Here is a 1687-nt window from a genome sequence, read left to right as displayed (position 1 = left end):
CACCAGAAATATCCTATTCTAGATGGGAACGTGAAACGCGTCCTGACACGTTTTTTTGCGATAGATGGCTGGCCTGGCAATAAAAAAGTAGAAGATAGTTTATGGGAAAAAGCGGAATCACTACTACCCGATAAACGTATTGCTAATTATATTCAGGCACAAATGGATTTAGGGGCAACACTTTGCACACGAAGTAAACCGGACTGCCCACGTTGCCCATTACAATCCCACTGTTTAGCCTATAACAATGGTAACCCCACAGCTTATCCAGAAAAAAAACCTAAAAAAGCCATCCCTACCAGAACATGTTACTGGCTTGTCTGTCAGAATAACGATGAGTTATTTATGGAGCAAAGACCTTCAACGGGTATCTGGGGCGGTTTATGGAGTTTTCCAGAACGTCCGGATAAGCAGGATCTGATGGCTTATTGTGAGCAGACTTTGCATTTTTCTATCGATAGCATTGAAGAGTTACCTGAAATGACGCATGTGTTTAGCCATTTCAGATTAATGATTCGACCACTCTTAATAAAATCACGTATTAATGCTGTGACCGACAACAGCATCGGCAACTGGTATAAAATAAACGACATTATGCAACTGGGTCTTCCGGCACCAGTGCGTTCTTTTTTACACACTTTACAATAGAGGCAAATATGGCACGCACAATACACTGTGTAAAACTTAACAAAGAAGCCGAAGGTTTAGACTTCCCCCCTTACCCTGGTGAAATGGGAAAAACGCTTTATGAATCTGTTTCAAAAGAAGCATGGCAAATGTGGTTAAGCCAACAAACCATGCTGATTAACGAATATAGGCTGTCACTTGCCGATCCTAAGTCGCAAGCATTTCTGAAAACTGAAATGGAAAAATTCTTTTTTGGTGAGGGTTCGGCACCTCCAGCAGACTTTGTTCCAAAAGGATAAAATCCGCAAACCAATCAAAAAAATGAGGGCTGTTAGATTTAACGGCCCTTTTTTTATTTATCACCAAAAGCTATTACATTGCCAATAAATATATATAAAACAATTTAATAAAACATAAATTATCTTTACATTCAGACTTAACCCAGGATATGTAACAAAAAAAATATTGCTTTTTATCATAAATAAAGTGTCTTTTTTTTATTTTATATGGTTACAATGCCATTAAGCTTCTTAGAAGTGTCAATCGGTCAACAAGGAGTTGTGCCGATAGTGTTATTAAATTGAGGTTGATATGGCAGAGCAAGTTACAGGTAAAGTTAAGTGGTTCAATGATGCAAAAGGATTCGGTTTTATAGAGCAAGTTGATGGTCCAGACGTATTTGTCCATCACTCAGCGATTAAGTCAGAAGGCTTTAGAACATTGAAAGAAGGTCAAACAGTTACCATGGAGGTAACTCAGGGGCAAAAAGGTCCGCAAGCAGAAAACGTCATCCCCGGTTGAGTAAGAAGTAAACCAAAAATAGAAAGGCCGTTCAGCCATCACTGCACGGCCTTTTTCATTTGCAACACGCTTTAAATAAAGCCATATTAAGCTGCCAGAAATAATTGATCATAGAACGACTATTGCAGCAAAGGACTCACATGAAATTAACACCTACCAGCATCATTTTAGGCATTGCTTTCAGCTTCACTACTTCTTATGCCTTGGCAGACTGGGGCGGTTTAGTTAAAGATATTCAAGAAAATAGTAAAACATTACA

The 1687-nt window shown here is 38.8% G+C and carries 3 protein-coding genes; all 3 read left to right on the top strand.

Going from position 1 to position 1687, the window contains the following annotated elements; translation table 11 throughout:
* A partial coding sequence (locus B4K20_RS00705) for an A/G-specific adenine glycosylase (protein WP_289281498.1) occupies positions 1 to 648 on the top strand: 648 nt, incomplete at its 5' end.
* An 8-nt stretch (positions 649 to 656) separates the two neighbouring features.
* Positions 657 to 926: an oxidative damage protection protein gene (locus tag B4K20_RS00700; protein ID WP_091713471.1), complete on the top strand. Its 270-nt coding sequence runs from the start codon at positions 657 to 659 to the stop codon at positions 924 to 926.
* Between the two features lie 292 nt (positions 927 to 1218).
* On the top strand, positions 1219 to 1428 hold the full coding sequence (locus B4K20_RS00695; RefSeq protein WP_286305444.1) for a cold-shock protein: 210 nt from the start codon (positions 1219 to 1221) through the stop codon (positions 1426 to 1428).
* The last annotated feature ends 259 nt before the right edge of the window (positions 1429 to 1687 follow it).

Source organism: Methylophaga sp. UBA5088, from assembly GCF_002414625.1.
In the GTDB taxonomy this organism is placed as follows: domain Bacteria; phylum Pseudomonadota; class Gammaproteobacteria; order Nitrosococcales; family Methylophagaceae; genus Methylophaga; species Methylophaga marina.
Note: the sequence above shows the minus strand (reverse complement) of the source record. Positions and strands in the feature narration are given on the sequence as shown.

Bases quoted from the DNA above. Each gene is read 5' to 3' on its own strand.
- B4K20_RS00700 (WP_091713471.1), top strand. From the start codon at position 657: ATGGCACGCACAATACACTGTGTAAAACTTAACAAAGAAGCCGAAGGT.
- B4K20_RS00695 (WP_286305444.1), top strand. From the start codon at position 1,219: ATGGCAGAGCAAGTTACAGGTAAAGTTAAGTGGTTCAATGATGCAAAA.